Here is a 17,469-nt window from a genome sequence, read left to right as displayed (position 1 = left end):
CCTTTTGCCCCCTTCCTCTTTATCTCCACACCTCAATTACGGATGATAACTTCGACACTCCGGTGCATCTGGGTTTTCCTTGCAGTATTCTTCAAAAGAGACTTTGGCTGATACCATACCCTCAGATTTCTGATGAGCTGCTTCTGCTTGAAGTTCTTCTACCTCATCCCAGGCAGCTGCACAGGCTTTAGAATAAGCACCTTGTCCGGTGCAAATAGACCGAGCCTGCTCAATGGCTTTTTGAATTCTCTCCTCCAGCAGTAGGGCTTTTGGAGCTTCTACAAAGTCGCTTTTGGTCAAAATGTCGGTAATCGAAATGATACCCAACAGCTTGCTCTGAATCACAGGTGCTCGATGAATACCAGTGTTAGCAAATAACCGCGCTACATATTCCACACTCAAATCAGGATTGACCACAATGCAGGGCTTGCTCATAATTTCGTAAACCCGCACTTGCTTTGGGTCTTTACCGTAGGCTGTTACCTTATAAACAATATCCGTTTCTGTAACAATGCCATAAGCATCATTGTCATAGCGACGATCCACAACCAGCGCCCGCAATCCTTTTTCCTTCATCACCCCTACCGCTTCAGCAACAGTCGCCGAACCGCGAATGGTAACTACATCTTTGGTCATGATATCTTCAGCTTTCATCATTGCTGTAGTCTCCTGGTTAATAGTACGGTGCAGCACAGTGCCCTCAGAGGCGTATCGAAGCATTGCAGCACAGTTTGCTAACTAGAAAGTAAAAAAGTTGAACTTTTGTCCCGCCACAACAATAAATTAGACCAGTTGTCAACTCCTGATGTTATCCAATGTGACCGATAGCCAAAAACTGAGCATGAATTACCATAACTTTCTAGAAAATCTTGCCAAAGGACTCCAGCCGCTAAAAAGTAAATTTTTGGCTACTACATGTCTATTGGTAATGACTAATAACTGATGGAGAAGTTAGGATGAAATCATCATTCAAACTTAAGTTGAGATATTTTCTGTTGAGTCAAGCAAAAGCATTAAACAGCAACGCTCTCAACTTTCGTCAAGTTTTTCCGATTTTGAGTAAATTTCAATTACCAATCCCATGCCACATCGTCATTATCCTCCCGCCTACTTACGCTATCTCAAAGCCAGGTTATGGTATCTAAGGCAGCCTGGTTTTTGGGGAACTGCAATTTTTTTATTTATAGTAGGGCTAGTAACCTGGGAATACTGGTCAAACCCAGATATTTTCGTTTATAAGCAAAAAAACCAAGTCGCTTCACAACAGCCTGCTGATTCTTCACTGTCAGCAGAAGACAGAGCTATTGCCGCAGATATTGATAACCTGCCAGTTTTGTTTAATGATTTTGATCAAGCAACTGTCTCATTAACGCCAAATACTCCTAATGAAAACACTGAGGAAAAAAAGAGCAAAAGCTTATTAGAAGATGTAATTAACAAACAAAAGTCTGGTAGTGATACCAAATTAAATCCTGGTTTAGGCGTTAATGGCGACACCTCCCCAGCCGTGAAAAATCCCTTTGTTGTCCAAACAGAAAATTTATTACGGACTGGGACGGTTGATAGTAATAACCAGTTTCTAGGTCTGAAGACCTTAAATACAGCATCTGAACCAACAGAGGGGGAACAAACATCCTCTAGCCTGAGTATTGGATTGACTAATCAAACCAAAAAAAATCAAAATTCTGTCTCCCTCAGCCCTCTGCAAGCAGCACTCAACCAATCAACAAACCAGAAATCGTCTAGCTTCAATGGGATCACTGCAACTCAGACAAATCCCTTGGGTCGAGTCTCTGACTCAGGAACAACGTTAATGCCACCCATCAACAGCTTACCCAATCAGAATTCTCTACCAAGTAGTGGGTTAACTGCTGGGAACGGCTACACGTCAACGGGTACGAACTTACCACAAAATCCCTACAGTAATTTAAATAACGGTCAGGTATTGCCTAGTAATGGGTTAAATACTGGTACAGGTTATCCGTCAACGGGTACGAACTTACCGCAAAATCCCTATAATAATTTAAATAGTGGTCAGGTAGTGCCTAATGTAGCACCAGTGACGCCCCCAGTCAGCTCTGCCGCACCAAGTAATATTTCACCTTACTCTAGGCAGATTCCGAGTCAAGGCGTTGTCACCCCAACAAACCCTGTGGGATATGGGAATTATGGCTTGCAGCAGCCAACGCAACTACCACAGTCTAATTATGGGAATTATGGCTTGCAGCAGCCGACGCAACTACCACAGTCTAATTATGGCTTGCAGCAGCCGACGCAACCACCACAGTCTAATTATGTGTTGCAGCAACCAACACAGTCTAATTCCTTATATCTTCGCCAGATTCGAGACAAGTATAGAAGTCCGGGTCAAAACTAATTTTAAACACGTCGCTTAACTGAATAAAATTCAGTTAAGGAGATTGTGGGCTATCTGGAATAACCGGAATTTCTGGTGTTTCGGGTTGTCGCTGTTGTCGTTGCAAATATTTACTCAATACATAAGCCATATCCCCACGGGTAACAGGTTTTAATGGGGAAATATTTCCTTGAGCATCTGTGTTAAGAAATCCCTCACTAGCCACTGTAGCGATCGCTTTTCTAGCCCAAGCTGGGATAGACTTTTCATCTGGATGTGAAGCCAGAATCTCATTAACAGCGTCATCAGGAAACTGGAATACACCATAAGCTTGGGCGAAAATAGCAAGAGCTTCTGCCCTTGTCACCTTTTGATTAGGGAAAAATTCATTGCCCCGATAGCCTTTCATAATGTCAGTTTTTAAGACTGTCTGTATATCATTAAATGCCCAATGAGAAGCAGGAACATCTGGAATAGCTAAATTTTCTTTGCTAACAGCTTGTCTTTTATTTAGCCCAAATGCTTTTACCATAATTGACGCTAATTCTGCCCTACTCACTAACCTTTCTGGATAAAACTTGCCATCGGAAAAGTTTGTCATCCATTTGACAGCAGTTACCTGTTGAATGGAATCAGATGGGATTCCAGAAGTAGTTTCTGGCACTTGAGCTTGAGCAATTGCTGGTAAGTTTTGTAGTAGGGCCACTAAAGATAGAGTAATTGAAAGCTGACGCATTATAATAACCACTTTTAGCTGTTAAATGAATTTAAAAAACTACGTTATTGAGGTTAAGGCGAAGTTTGGTATTCCTAATAACCTGTAACTTAACTAGTGACGAATTTAGACTGGGCAATGTTGCTGCGGCTACGTAGGGTGTAGCTAGAAATTTTAAAAATTAGGACTGTGTTCAGAATCCCAGCACTTCCCATCATGCCAGACTCTACTGGTATATTCACATTCTGATTTATCGTCAATCCAAGGAATTGAAGCAGGGTAATACGAGGCAGATATGGGAGTAAGTGAAGACAATGCAAAAGAAAATAAAGTGTAGCCACAAGCCGATAGAATGATTAGAAATCCGATGAGGAACAAGATATTGGCTGGAGTCCAAAAAGGATATAAACCTTTTTCAGAGCGTAAACGCAATTTAGAGCGACGTTCTGAACCTGCTAATAACACCAGATAAAACCTTAATCCGGGAATTGGCACTGAAACTCTTATGTCTAAAGCATGACGGGTCCGACCACGAGAGGCAAAACCCCTTTTTATCGCTTCTAATTGCTCCACCGTGAAGGTATTTGCTACTTCCGGGGCAATCTCAGCGAAAAGTTGCTCAAAAGTAGAAGCAGTGTACTGTGGCTTATTCATAATTTTCGTATATTAATATACACTATATTACATTATTCATTTCCTTTGTCCCGGACACTATGATGTTTTATTTTTTGTCAGTCCCTAATCAAGGAAGTAGAAATTAGCAAAAACTTGTTTTTTACCTTTCATCTTTTGACGTTATCTGCCCACTACTATGGACTATAGTCAGTTTTTCAGGAGTTTTGGGAATGACAGCAACAGATCCCGTAAAGTTGATGAAGCAAGAAGTTGGCAAAGCCGCCGCCGCCCTGGTAAAATCTGGTTCCATCGTTGGGTTGGGTACGGGGTCAACTACAGCATATACGATTCAGTTTTTGGGCGATCGCCTCAATTCTGGTGAACTCAAAGATATCATTGGTATACCTACCTCGTTTCAGTCAGAAGTGCTGGCGAAGCAGTATGGTGTTCCTCTCGCCACTTTGGACGCTATCGACCACATCGATATTGCCATTGATGGTGCAGATGAAGTTGATCCGCAGAAGAATTTGATTAAAGGCGGTGGTGCAGCACATACCCGCGAAAAAGTCGTAGACTACCTGGCAGAACAGTTCATCGTCGTGGTAGATAGTGGTAAGTTAGTAGACCGCTTGGGTTCTAGTTTCGCTGTGCCTGTGGAAGTGATTCCAATGGCAATTACTCCTGTTACCAATGCCATCAAAAAACTTGGTGGTAAACCAGAACTCCGCATGGGTGTAAAAAAAGCTGGCCCAGTGATCACTGATCAAGGGAACTTTGTCTTAGATGTCAGATTTGACTCTATTGAAGATCCAGCCAGCCTAGAAAAGACATTGAATAACATTCCCGGCGTTTTGGAAAATGGTATCTTTGTTAACTGTGTCGATTTAGTTTTGATTGGTGAAGTCAAAGATGGTCAGCCATTAGTGCGGCAACTGTAAGAGTTCTAGATTTTGGATTTTAGATGTTTCTAAAATCCAGAATCAAGCAATAGATATCTCCAGAAATTAATTATGCCTTATCCAAAACCCTTATAGAGACGTAGCAGTGCTATGGCTGTTTTTCACTACAGGCTATAACTGAGCGCTAGACGATGACGTTAGTACCGACTACCAGATTTGTAGCCGTGAAATTATTCAAAGTCGCCAAGGTCTCATCGAAATAACCACCATTACTATAGGGAGAGTAATTAACTTTTGTAGCAGTACCCGATTGCACAAACTGTAGATAGCCATCAGCGATGGGATTGCTGCCAGTGTAGCCCCGATTCTTAAACACGTTAGTAAGAACTAACTTATCTTCATTCTGATTAAAGTCAATGATTATATTATTAGTGCTATAGCTTTGATAGATAAACTGGTCATTACCACTACCACCATAAAGGATATCATTCTGCTCTTGATCATCAGAAGAGTAATCAGCATCATAATCACCAACAAGCAGGATATCATTACCAGCACCACCACTGAGGTTATTGCTACCTTTACCGCCAATTAGGATGTCATCACCAGCACTACCAACCAGGGTATCGTTACCATCACCACCGCGTAACAGGTCGTTGCCACTCTTGCCATTGATGTAGTCATTACCCCCCTGACCATTAATCACATCAGCTGAGTTGTCAAAGCCATTGACATTGTTATTTAGGTCATTGAGAAAGGTGACTGTATTTTTGTTGAAGATGCTACTTTGGGTGGAGTTGGCATCGAAGACATCAAAGCTGTCACGAATGCTACTTTGCCCATCAAACAGGATATTGCCCAGCGTTGATAGGTTGTCTAGGTTTTCTAAAGGAAAGTTTTGCAGGATAACTTTGTCATTAGCCACCCCTTCAAAGGTGACTTCCAGATTCTTACCATTCTGGGTAAGTCGCAGATTTTTGGCTGTCAATCCAGTACCTTGGAATTTCAGGGTATCCAATTCGCTAACGATTGCTGTCGAGGGATTTGAGCCTTTACCTAACCCCCCAAAATCAGTGATCGTATCAACACCGTCACCTAAGTTGTAAATAAATTTATCCTTGCCGCCGCCACCAGTTAGGATGTCGTTACCTTGATTCCCTGTGATGGTATCATTCCCGCCTTGAGCGTTAATTATGTCACCATAGTTCTTGCCCACGAGATTATCAGCGCCATTGGTTCCATTCAGCCCATTAAACTCTAATGCGCCAATATCAACTGTACCTTTAGATATTCTGTCAAATCCAGCGCCACGTTGGTCAGTGGTGATCCCTGCTGGAATCAGAGCATTCTTGCCTGCGTTAATTGCAGAACTATTCTCAAGTAATGCATGAGTCAAGGTTGCACCGCCGTTATTTTGCAGCGGGGTGAGTTTCGGGTTAATGGGGTTGGCGCTGGTGCCAACGAGGGTACTGGTGGTAAAGCCAGTACTACCAGTGCTATTGCCAATTAGATTGTTGCCAGCGTCGGTGAAGTTGCCGGAAACGTCGCCCTGTAAGCCAAAGTTGCCTGCAATGATAGTGTTGCCAACAATAACACTACCATGAGAGTCATTGAAAACGCTGCTACCCTTGCCACCATAAGACTGGGCATCACCATTAAAATATGAAGAAATGTCATTATTAGTAATAGTGCTGTTGGTGAGAGTCAGGATGCCTTTGTTAGAGATGCCGTTGCCCTCTGTGTAGGAGGTATTACTAGAGACAGTACTATTGTTAAGGTTGAAGGTGCCTTGATTAAAGATGCCGCCGCCGTTGATCGCGCTACTGTTAGAGACTGTGCTTTTGGTTATGCTGAGGTTGCCTGTGTTAAAGATGCCACCACCGTAGCTATTTGTTAAATAATTGCCAGGCAGCCGCTCATTAGAGATTTCTGTGGGCAGGTAATTACTAGAGACAGTACTGTTAGTTAAGCTGAGGTTACCTGTGTTAAAGATGCCGCCACCATAAGTATCTGCCGTATTACCAGAGACAGTGCTTCCCGTTATGCTAAGGGTACCTTTGTTAAATATACCACCTCCTAGTGACGATCCCCTATTATCAGAGACAGTAGTGTTAGTCAGGCTAAGGTTGCCTCTGTTAAAGATACCGCCTACAGAGCCACTATTGTCAGATACAGTGCTATTGGTCAAGCTGAGGCTGGCATTGCTATTGAGCAGAATACTACCAAAAGCATCTTTAGCATTAGCAATTTTCAAGCCATTAATGCTTGTATCTGTTCCTGTACCTGATATCTCAAACACGCCAGAGGCGTTATTCCCACTGATAGTGAGGTTAGATACCCCAGTTCCCAAAATAGTTAGATCATTGGTAATCGTCAATTTCCCAGAGATGAGGGTGATGATATCTGGGGTGGCATCGGTGAAGACGCCTGCAAAGGTAATCGTATCTGCCCCAACAGTAGCATTGGCATTGAGAATAGCCTGCCGCAACGATCCTGCTCCGGAATCGTTAGTATTAGTCACTACTGTGTCAGTATTAATAGGTGGCTTAGTTGTGAGGGGCTGGACTTCATAAGCACCAATATCCACCGTCTCATCAGATATTCGGTTAAATCCAGCGCCCCTTTGGTCAGTATTAATACTACCAGCAATTAGAGAATTATTGCCTGCATTAATAGCGCGACTACCGAGCAGTATTGCATCAGTAAAGGTTGCACCGCCGTTATTTTGTAGAGGACCGAGTTTGGGGTTAATCGGGTTGGCACTGCTGCCAACCAGGGTGGTGGTGGTCAATCCAGTGCTACCAGTGTTATTACCAATCAGGTTATTGCCAGAGTCACTAAAGCTTCCAGCCACGTCAGGGTAGATATTAGCGGAGGTGGATTTATCGAAGTTGCCTGCAATGATGGTGTTCCCAACAGTGATAGTTCCACCATCGTTGAAAACACCGCCACCATCGCCAGTACCATCGCTGTTTGAGTCAGCTGTGTTATTGGTAATCGTGGTGTTGATAAGGGTGAGAGTGTCGTTATTATAGATGCCGCCACCGTTAGAGGTTGCCTTATTACCAGATACAGTACTGTTAATCAAGATTGCTGAACTTGAGGCATCAAAATATGTATCAGAGAGGTGTGAGTTAGAAATGCCTCCTGCCGTATTACCAGAAACACTGCTATTAGTAAGTCTAAGATAGCTGCCTACGTTAGAGATGCCTGATGCTGTATTATCAGAGACACTGCTATTGGTCAGGCTGAGGGAACCAGAGGAAATTAAATGATAAGCGCCAAAAGCGTAATTAGAGATGCCATCTCCTGTATTGCTAGAGACACTGCTATTAGTTAGACTGACTGTACCATCGTTGGCAATACCCTCTCCTGCATTGCCAGAGACACTGCTTTCCGTTAGGTCGAGGAAGCCACCATTAGCGATCCCGGTTCCTGTATTGCCAGAGACACTGCTTCCCGTTAGGTTGAGGATGCCAGGGTTAGAGAGGCCACCTCCGGTATTGCGGGAGACAGTGCTGTTAGTGAGCCTAAGAATGGCACTGTCATCGACTCGAACACCGCCGCCACTGTCGTAATTGGTATTGATATTACCATTAGCAACGGTCAAACCATCAATCATGGCATCTGTTCCTATGCCCGATATCTCAAACACCCTGGAGGCATTATTGCCACTCACAGTTAGCTTCGATGCCCCAGTCCCCAAGATAGTCACATCATCAGTAATCGTCAGTTGTGCAGAGGTGAGGGTAATCACATCTGGGGTAGTATCACTGAATACACCCCCAAAGGCAATGGTATCATCCCCATGAGTGGCATTGGCTAAGTTAATTGCCTCTCTGAGGGTAGTAATACCGTTGTTCGCATTCCCATCATCCGTGTCTCCGGTATTATTCACCGTGAACGTTGCCAGTACTCCTGCGTAAGCTTTCCGCGTCGTTTCTGCAAACGCAAGATTTACTTTTATATCAGCAGTGCAAACTTCTAACTCCCAGTTCCCATCTAATGCTGCATTGCCAATCAGCTTAGAGGAAGCGGCAATATTTGCTCCTGTGAGTTGGTGCAGTTTTTCGACAAATTCTGCCCCGGCATCACCAAAAGCCACTTTGCAACCATAGATGAGTAAGTTCCAGGGATTATCGCTTTTAGCAGAGGCTAAAAATATTTTCTGCCATTGTTGCAGTTGCTGGCTGTATTCCTCGAGGGTATCAAGTCCTAAATGCGTGTTCCCCAATTGTAAGTAACCTGGGGCACCGTGGCAGACAAGATGAATATTAGTCAAATTCTCGCCAGTGTAACTCCCCAGTATTTCCGTAATTTGTTCAACACCGTTGTCTGTCGAGTCAAGCAAAAACACTCGGGTATTATCAACCACGCCATTGACTAAACCGCTATAGTCTTCAACTGCCATGTCAATGAAGACTATACTATCGGTATTGGAGGTGGAAGTTGCGTGATTTACTTGCAAGTGTGAGGTATGTAGCGTTGCCATTTTCTTACTTTGAGCTTAGGTGATGAGGGAAACTCAAACTGACTTCAGCCTTGTAATTACAGGGTTTTCACACAACTATCAATAACTAAAAAACTATATATATATTTACTAATTACTTTCCCTTTCGTTGCTATTATCTAGCAAGTTGCCACTTTTGTAAAGCAATCAAACTATGTAATTTTACTAAGCAGCTCAACTCATATTTAACATAAGCATCAAAAATCAGGTATTATGCTGGTTCAACCTGAAAACCTCAATTTTCCGACCATAAACCCGGTTGCTCAAGTTTTGTTGGGAATTGTACCAGATATGCAATTGATGAATTTGGATTTGAATATATAGCTTTTCTGAAAATGAATTTTATAAATTGACAAATTTATTACACAATATTGAATATATACATTTGAATAATCAAACCAAAAGAACTATTGTGACATTTTCGCAGATATTAATTTTTTAAGAGTCTTAGTCATGCAAAGTACTAAAAAAGTATAAATAATAGCATGGAAAAAAATGTTATTAATGCCAGTCTTTCTACTCAGAACCTAACCTTTCGTCCAGGTGATACTCCTGTCTCATTTGAAGTAACTGTCAATAATGACAGCGATCGCTTTGTCAATTTTCAGATAGAAGTTACCGCAGCAGGAGAAACCCGGAACACAGGATATCTCTGGTATCGACTCGAACCAGAGGTGGCAGCAGCGAAGCCACCAGGCAGTAGTACAATATTCCAAGTCTTCATATTCAATACACCCATTCCGGGATTTGTCGGTACTGTCAACCTGATGGTGAAGATTTTTTCACCGCAATTAGCACAGCAGTCCAGAGTTGTGCTGAGGCTGAAAATCGAGCGAGACAACAGACCAACACATTTAAGTGTGGAATTGCCTGTGCGGGAGTTCCAAGTTTATCCCCGAAATTCTCTCGATATACCAGTACGGGTGCGGAACTTGGGGCAACAACCTACCGATGTAGTACTACGTTTTACAGGTGTTGATCCTTCTTGGCTAACAAGCAGTGCAGAACGCCGATTATTCTTAGAAGCAGGTGGTTTAGCAGAAGCGACATTCCAATGCCAACCTCCTTCTGTAGTGCAAGCGCCCAGTCAAAATTACCCTTTTACTATTGAAGCTGTTAGCAATAATGGTTATCCAAGTAGTGCTGAAGGTAATATTGAAGTCTTGCCTGTGGGTTTTATAGACTTTGGCATCACACAAAAACACCTGAAAATTCCTAGTAAATCGGCATGGTTGCCTGACTGGAAGTCGGATACAGCTTCCTTTGAATTACTATTTAAAAACGCTAGCAACCTCAACCAAGAAATTAATGTACAAGTGCAGGGTAGAGACTGGCGAAAATGTAGTTTCAAAAAGCTTCCCGAAATTGCCAATCTCCATTTAGGAGAGACAAGTAAAGTCATCCTCGATGTTAAAACAAAACGCCCTTGGGTAGGAATCGGCAAAACTTTGTTGCTGGAGGCCAAATCTGAATTATCCGACCAACGTTTAGGGAGTACAGACCCCGCCACGCAGACATTGGAAGTGGAGACTCTTCCAATTATACCTCTATGGCTACAGCTGGCTGCGATCGCATTATTAGCTGCACTCCTAGCATGGATACTGCAACCAAGAGATGTAATGCATACACGTTCTGTGAATTCAGTGCGTTTTAGTGGTATTGGTTTATCTGTGGTCAGTGGCTCAGATGATTGCACCTTAAGACTTTGGAGAATCGGTGCTGATAGGTTAGACCCCGACGATAGAGTAACATATGCTGGGGGGCCGGTTGCTTGTGATAAAGCGCAACAGCCCAAAGGTTTGATGGCGATTACTGACGACGCTGTAGAAGTCTTACGTTTCATGCCGTTACAAAATGATCGTGTTGCTGTTGGTTTAGATAATGGTGTAATTGAACTCAGAGATGTCCCCTCAGGTGCAAAGATCAGTGAACTTCAAGACCTTAAAGATCCAAAGGCAAAAGGCGATCGCGTCTTTGACCTAGCTTTCACCTCAAACTCACTTAACTTATTCAGTGGTTATGGCAGTGGTAAAGTTAGATTATGGTCAAGACCAGCGCCTAACAGCGATTTTCTGCCAGAACCGCGAGAAGTTATCGACGTACAAAGTACATTGAAACTATCAGGTTTCCAAGTCCGGGCATTAAATCTCAGCCCAGATGCAAAAACTCTAGTAATTGCCGGAAACTTTAAGCGTTTCATATTGTGGCAGTGGAATCCAACTCAATCTGATAAACTCCCAGGTTTATCAGTGCAAAATCTCGAAAAACTAGACGAAAGAGTTGGGCGTGAAGACTATATTTGGGGATTGGCTTTTGTTCCTAACTCAGCAGAAAAAATCTTAGCAACTTCCGATTCTGCGGGATTCATTACGATTTGGAATTTAAATCAGTGTCAAACTCTCAAAAATCAGAATCCGCAAGAAAAAGTAAATGAACTCAATTGTTCGCCACTAGACCGATGGTCAGCATCAAAAACATCTGTGCGTAGTCTGGCATTTAGTGATGATGGTAGTCTGTTAGTAAGTGGTGGCGATGATGGACGAGTAGTGGTTTGGTACTTAACCCCCGAACATAAGCTCGACAAAACAAAGGCAGCAGAAGGTAAAACCATTTACCAAAGCTCTAAAAAAATCAATAGTATCGACTTGAAAACTAATCAAGGAACCATGATTGTGAGTGGTAGTGAAGATTTTCAGGTCAAACTACACCGCATCAAATAAGGGAGTCGATGACATGCAAGCTAAATTCAATCCACTGGAAGTTATTATCAATCCACCTGGAATTCAATTTGGGATGCCAGGAGATACCATTCAACTGTATGTTGTTGTAATCAATCAGGGAGACCAGAGTGCGGTTATTGATTTATATTTTGTTTTTGACGAAGTATTTCAAAATTTAACCGGTTGGTTTAGTTCTCCTAGAGAAAGTTTAGCATTAGCTCCCCAACAGAATAGTGACGAAGTAACATTTGAATTTCAAATCGCCGCAAATGCTCTCCCAGGAACCTATGACTATACACTAGTCGTAGATTCTCCTCTACATTATCCACAAGATACTCCCATAACCTTCCCAAACCAAATTAAGGTTCTACTAAAAGAACAGACAGCAATTCGGGTGAATGACCCGACATTTTCCATTAGACCGAACACCAACCCCAACAAGCCACTAATTTTCAATCCTAGTGAACCTCTACAAGTGGAGGTAATAGTTGACAATCGCTCTTATCTCGTAGACAGATTCCGCTTGAGTTGCCCAGATTTAGATAATGACTGGTTCACAATCAATTATCCTGCAACTGGACTTGAGGGGCCAGGGTTGGTGTCTGATGTGAGTGCACTAGAACTCAACCCTAGTACTCAGGGTCAAATATTGTTGAAATTTCATCCACCTGGGGATACCCTTGCGGGAAGCTATTCTCCGACAATCCGCTTGTATTCGGAAAGCTCTCCAGACTTAGTACTGCTGGATTTGGTGTACATCCAGATTCCGACAAATTATCGCCTAGATATAGAACTTAATACCATCTTGGGACAAGTTAGCCGTAGTCTTGGCAAGTACGAATTATCACTAGCGAACCAGGGCAATATTGTCCGCGAACTAATATTAAGTTTAAAAAGTCGAGACGAAGAAGAACTATATACTTACAAATTTGATCCGACTGAAGTAAGATTATTACCCAATAGAAGTGCTGTCGCCAATTTGACGGTCAAACCCAGACCTTGGTGGCGAAGACCGTGGTTTGGCACAGGGTTAGTGATCAACTTTCAACTCGATATCAAAGACGAACAAAATTTACCCTTACCTAACACATTGCCTCAAGGAAGTTTGGTATGGAAACCTCGTCCTTTGTGGCAATTTATTCTGTTAATTTTGGCAATTTTGGGCTTACTCGGAGGGATAGGATTTATCATTTGGGGAATTTTAAATCCTGACCCTTTGAGATTAGAAAATTTTAGTGCTAATAACCCTCGAATTACTGAAGAGGAGGATGAGGTAGCTTTAAAGTGGGACATTCACAATTATCAACAGTTGAAAAAGTTGGTTCTGACGACCAAAGGTTCGCAACCTATTCAGCCTATTACCTATGACTTTAGCAATGGCATTCCTGAAACACTAGGCAAAGGAAGTGCTAATGAAATACCTCCTTGTCAGGTGCAAGAAAAACAAGAGCTAATTTGTAGCAACGTTAAAACTGGAGTGAAAACAAAAGGTAATTACACTTTTGATTTACAAGCCTTTTATCGTAATGGTATACAATTATTTTCTCCAAAGAACCAAGTAGTAAGCCAAACAACACAAGTAGAAATAGCTGAAAAAGAAATTGCTGAAGTAGTTGGTTTCCAAGCAGATAAACCACTATATACAAAAGGTCAAAATATTCTTTTAAGTTGGACAATTGCCCGTCCATTATTGTTAGCACAAATTCAAATTGCTGGCAGTGCAGATGATGGTACATCCTATGGTCAACAAATTGCTTATAAATTTAATCAAGGTAAGATTAGCGACCCTAAATTCCAAAAACTATGTACACAACAAAATCAACAACTGCGATGTACAAATATTCCTCTAATAGCAAATAAAGCTGGAAACTTTGCGTTTCAAATCAAAGCTTTTTCTAACAATGGAAGTCAAAAAAATAGTTTTAAAAAGACTGAATCAAAAATTGAAATATTACCAAAACCATTTAAGATTGTCTCTTTTAGAATCAACGGTAGTGAGCAACCAAATTTGGTTCTCAAGGAAGGGGAATTTACTACTCTAAGTTGGAGAGTAGAGGGAGAAAATATTCAGGTTAAACTTCTGCCATACGGCAATGATGTTAAACCAGTTGACTCAATAAAACTTCCAGTCAATCAAGCCTTCCCGCCTCAAATCGCACTACAAGTTAATGACATATCTGGCAAGCAACAACCCCAGCAAAGAGGATTTGCAATCACAGTTATCAAAAAAGTGGTGCCTACTCCTACTCCTATACCTAGCATTAACCCAATTCCATCTACTCTACCACGCAACAATAGCCCATTTAAGACTCCCTTCCCTCTAAGGTAACTTTTTGGGCAATGTAAAAAGCAGAGATATATGAAAGTTGAAGACTGCCTCCAAAATCATCTTCTATGCGATGCCTCAATCCCGAAAATAAAGACTCTTTGCTGATTACTGTTTTTTTTAGGTTTTCCATAATTTATTCAATTTTGATCGTGCAAAGAGCGTACTAGCTCAATTCCTATTTTTCTGAAAAGCTCGGCGTCTGCGCCCATTTTCCAACAGGGGTTTTCGCAACGGTACTACCTCAGCTTCACTACTTTCGCGTGCTACCCGAATCAGCAACCCAGCAGCTATTAAGCTGGCAATCATGGAATTACCACCATAACTAAACATGGGTAAAGGTAAACCAGTAGTTGGTAAAGAACCTGTAGCAACACCGATGTGAAGCAATGACTGTCCTACCATCAAAATCGTCACGCCGATCGCTACCAATCGATGCACTATATTTTTAGCCTTCAGCGCCACAATTAATCCGAGAGTGGCGAATGTAGCTAAAAGTACCAACAACACCATACTGCCAACAAAGCCAAACTCTTCGGCAAATACCGCAAAAATAAAATCGGTATCCTGAATTGGTAAATAAAACAGCTTTTGTTGGGAAAGCCCAAATCCGGCTCCCCAAGTTCTACCAGAACCTACGGCTAGTAGACTTTGCACTAACTGGTAACCATCTCCTGTAGCATCCGCCCACGGATTGAGGAATGACATCACCCGTTTACGCTGGTACTCTTTAATACTGATACTGAGGATTGCCAACATCACTCCACCAATTGCTGTTCCTCCCAGGTATTTGTAAGGTAACCCAGCAGCTAAAGCAATTAGCCAAATAGTCATGCCGCAAAGTGCTGTTGTACTTAAGTTAGGCTGGGCAAGAATTCCTAAAAGTACCAGACCGAAAATACCCAACCAAGCCAAGCGAACCCGCCAACTGATTCGTTCCCACTGACCAAAAAGCCGCGCACTTTGCAGCACCAAAAAGGGTTTAATTAATTCTGAGGGTTGAATCGGAATTGGCCCGATCGCAATCCAACGCGCTGCGTCAAAAGCCTTCCTTCCCAATCCTGGGATCAGTGTGACAAAAATTAACGCCAAAAACAGCAACAAAAACCAATGGGATAGTCCCAAAATTTTTTGCAACGGGAAATTAACAATAATATTGAATCCGATTAAAGAAACTAACACCCAAAGTAGTTGACGCTTAAAGTAGTACAGCCCGTCATGATGACGAGCGTCAGCCACAGGATAGGATGCTGAAAATAGCATGATCAAGCCGACGAACAGCCAAATCAACGTTAACCAGCGCAACAACCGCGCTTCTAATGCCCAGTTGGAGACTGAACTATCAAAAATTGGAATCAGGCGGCGTAGATTCACGATCAGTACGGGTAAAAAGTTAGGAATTAGGAGTTAGCAATAAAACTCATAAATCATAACTCATAACTCATAAGTAGGCTTTACAACCATAAATCTTAGAGTTGTCAACATCAATACACCGCTCGATCAATATTTCTGACAAATTGCGATCGCTATGCCTGCTGTTGGCGTAGCGTCTCCTAAAGAAGGTATGGCTACGTAAAAAAAGTTTTAAATTATACAAAATCGTTACTACTATAAATGATCTAATCAGGACTTACGCAAAATCATCACAAAACGAACCGCAAAAGCTACACTTTGGCTCTTTGGGTTTCTTCGAGTTTAATAAGTAATCAAGCGGACATAATATAACAGGTGCTGAAGACTCTATTAAATTAAGTATTGGGAATTTATCAATAAGATTGTTGTGGCGATCACTACGTAAACAATTTGCTGGGGACAAATACCCATTTATTTAATCAAACTCAATGATTTAACGCAATAACTGGTTGTCTATCCATAGATATGAACCTATCCCACTATTCTAAAAAACCCTACTTCTGTTCGTAAAATGTGCTTGAAAACCTTGATTTTTCATTTTCAGTTCTCAATAAGCTTAAGCTTTTTACCACAAATTTTATTAGTGGGATAGGTTCTTGTAAGGTAACCCAGCTGCTAGGGCAATTAGCCAAATTGTCATGCCGCAAAGTGCTGTTGTAACTTATAACTTATAACTCTTAAGTCGCTTTGACAACGATACATTTGATAATGGTCAACTTGAATACACTCAGCTAGCAACTGTTAATCTAATTCCTAGTCGCCTTGACTGGGGTGGTTCTAGCGATCGCTAGTTGATACAAAGGATATTTTTCTCAGACCACTACCAAATTTGACAACACAATAACAATACTTTTTGCTTTCCTTGCTTTGACTTTTGACAAACCGAAAAATTTTTAATTTATCACGCATCCAGAAAGTTTCTCATAAAAAGCCCAGATAAAGTTTCAGTAATATTACGGTAGTGGCTTAACTTTCTTAGGGCTATGGTTAATTGGCTTATTTAAAAAGCTTGCGTAAATATGACGAATAACAGCAAAGCCCCCACAAACACAATTGTGCGTAAATCTACTCGTCCAGCATTAGTAGGTGAGTTTCACATTCATATTGATGCTCAGACGCTTTCAACTCCTTTTGAAAAATTTCTGATTGAGACTCAGAACTTTTGGAATTCCGACTTCTCAGGTCATCCCGAAGGACTTGCTCATCGTCCTCCAAAAAAGCACTTGACAATGAAAACTAAATATGGCTCAGAAGTTCGAGAAAACTTTGCTAGTATTCTCCGCTACTTAGAGGATAATTCTGAAGCTATAGAAGGGTACATTGAGGCGGAATATATTCCCGTTGACGTAGAAATTGAGGAAAAATCTTTCAATCCAGAAATCGAAATTCCTTTTAAGCTTAAGTTGGCATCTTTAGCACCTGGAACATTTCGTCAAGATGAGCTGCACATTACTTTATCGCGGGAGCAGTCAGACACAAGATTAATTAATTCCTTGCGAGATATGGGATTCTACTCAGTCTATATGGAAAAATTATTTGGGGAAGTAGAAATCTTTACTGCCCAAGGAACACGCAAAATAATTCGTCAGCTTTTGCCAGAGGTTATTACATATCTAACAGCAGTGGGGGGTGCCGTACAGTGCAGCGTTAAAGAAGAAAGAATTATTCGCTGGTGGATGAGTTCACCAGAACTTCTACTGCCTTCTGTTATCAACACTGTTGAGAGTTAATTAGCTCTGTTTCATCACTGTAGTGGTAGTAAGTAATATTTAGAGTAGCTCTTATGAAATGCCAGCTAATCTAAAACCTTTGCTGCAATAAACTTTTAGACTCTTCCGAAGGGCTTGATAGAACACCTAACCGTAGTACCGCTACGTAGAATTCAAAATTAAGAAAGCTTACCAAATAAAGTTTT

Annotated in this window: 10 protein-coding genes; 5 read left to right on the top strand and 5 right to left on the bottom strand. The window is 41.7% G+C overall.

Annotated elements, in window-relative coordinates; genetic code table 11:
• Positions 1–36 precede the first annotated feature (36 nt).
• Positions 37–657 carry a CP12 domain-containing protein gene (locus tag Q0541_RS10260; protein ID WP_298909179.1) on the bottom strand — a complete coding sequence of 207 codons (621 nt, stop codon included), beginning with the start codon at positions 655–657 and terminating at the stop codon, positions 37–39.
• Between the two features lie 424 nt (positions 658–1,081).
• Between Q0541_RS10260 and Q0541_RS10255 the strand changes: the two genes are divergently transcribed.
• Entirely contained in the window at positions 1,082–2,377 is a 1,296-nt protein-coding gene (locus tag Q0541_RS10255; RefSeq protein WP_298909120.1) for a hypothetical protein, read from the top strand.
• A gap of 34 nt (positions 2,378–2,411) precedes the next feature.
• Here Q0541_RS10255 and Q0541_RS10250 read toward each other — a convergent pair whose 3' ends face one another.
• Together Q0541_RS10250 and Q0541_RS10245 are read right to left on the bottom strand one after the other, a co-directional pair.
• On the bottom strand, positions 2,412–3,092 hold the full coding sequence (locus tag Q0541_RS10250; protein ID WP_298909118.1) for an S-layer homology domain-containing protein: 681 nt from the start codon (positions 3,090–3,092) through the stop codon (positions 2,412–2,414).
• Between the two features lie 153 nt (positions 3,093–3,245).
• Positions 3,246–3,725 (bottom strand): hypothetical protein, encoded by a 480-nt coding sequence (locus Q0541_RS10245; RefSeq protein ID WP_298909115.1) that lies wholly within the window; start codon positions 3,723–3,725, stop codon positions 3,246–3,248.
• A gap of 191 nt (positions 3,726–3,916) precedes the next feature.
• On the opposite strand from Q0541_RS10245, the gene rpiA reads away from it, so the two are divergent.
• The gene (gene rpiA, locus Q0541_RS10240) at positions 3,917–4,624 is read left to right on the top strand and encodes a ribose-5-phosphate isomerase RpiA (RefSeq protein WP_298909112.1); all 708 of its coding nucleotides are present in this window, start codon (positions 3,917–3,919) and stop codon (positions 4,622–4,624) included.
• 145 nt (positions 4,625–4,769) lie between these two features.
• Here the strand turns inward: rpiA and Q0541_RS10235 are convergent, their stop codons facing one another.
• Positions 4,770–9,077, bottom strand: coding sequence for a DUF4347 domain-containing protein (locus Q0541_RS10235; RefSeq protein ID WP_298909109.1), 4,308 nt, complete (start codon positions 9,075–9,077; stop codon positions 4,770–4,772).
• Between the two features lie 503 nt (positions 9,078–9,580).
• Here Q0541_RS10235 and Q0541_RS10230 point away from each other — a divergent pair.
• Entirely contained in the window at positions 9,581–11,815 is a 2,235-nt protein-coding gene (locus Q0541_RS10230; protein WP_298909107.1) for a hypothetical protein, read from the top strand.
• A gap of 13 nt (positions 11,816–11,828) precedes the next feature.
• Entirely contained in the window at positions 11,829–14,144 is a 2,316-nt protein-coding gene (locus tag Q0541_RS10225) for a hypothetical protein (RefSeq protein ID WP_298909105.1), read from the top strand.
• Between the two features lie 168 nt (positions 14,145–14,312).
• On the opposite strand, the gene Q0541_RS10220 is transcribed toward Q0541_RS10225, so the two are convergent.
• Positions 14,313–15,515, bottom strand: coding sequence for an FtsW/RodA/SpoVE family cell cycle protein (locus tag Q0541_RS10220; protein WP_298909102.1), 1,203 nt, complete (start codon positions 15,513–15,515; stop codon positions 14,313–14,315).
• A 1,058-nt stretch (positions 15,516–16,573) separates the two neighbouring features.
• Here Q0541_RS10220 and Q0541_RS10215 point away from each other — a divergent pair.
• Positions 16,574–17,284 carry a hypothetical protein gene (locus Q0541_RS10215; RefSeq protein ID WP_298909100.1) on the top strand — a complete coding sequence of 237 codons (711 nt, stop codon included), beginning with the start codon at positions 16,574–16,576 and terminating at the stop codon, positions 17,282–17,284.
• The last annotated feature ends 185 nt before the right edge of the window (positions 17,285–17,469 follow it).

The sequence above is a fragment of the uncultured Nostoc sp. genome, from assembly GCF_937863485.1.
Taxonomy (GTDB): Bacteria; Cyanobacteriota; Cyanobacteriia; order Cyanobacteriales; family Nostocaceae; genus Nostoc.
The sequence above is the reverse complement of the archived record's forward strand: the minus strand, read 5'-3'. Positions and strand labels throughout refer to the sequence as shown.